Raw genomic sequence first — 353 nt, 5'->3', positions numbered from 1 at the left:
CCCATGCCGGGCGGGGACTCCTGCCCGGCCGTGTCGTGCGGGTCGACCGTGGCCTGTGCGACGTCGTCACCCCGGTCGGTGTCGTCCGCGCCGACACCGAGTTCGTCGTTCCCCGCGACCCGATGAAGGTCGTGTGCACGGGGGACTGGGTCGCCGTCGACCCCGAGGGCGGCGATCCGCGGTACGTCCGGGCGTATCTGCCGCGCCGCACCGCCTTCGTGCGGTCCACCTCCTCCAAGCGGTCCGACGGGCAGGTCCTCGCGGCCAACGTCGACCACGCCGTCGTCGCCGTGTCCCTCGCCGTCGACCTGGACCTCGGCCGGGTCGAACGCTTCCTCGCCCTCGCGTGGGAG

General features: G+C 73.9%; 1 pseudogene. It reads left to right on the top strand.

What is annotated here, in order from left to right:
* Nucleotides 1-353, top strand: a pseudogene (locus tag VT52_RS19035) (ribosome small subunit-dependent GTPase A); the annotation flags it as partial.

The sequence above is a fragment of the Streptomyces malaysiense genome, assembly GCF_000980885.2.
Taxonomy (GTDB): domain Bacteria; phylum Actinomycetota; class Actinomycetes; order Streptomycetales; family Streptomycetaceae; genus Streptomyces; species Streptomyces malaysiense.
The sequence above is the reverse complement of the archived record's forward strand: the minus strand, read 5'-3'. Positions and strand labels throughout refer to the sequence as shown.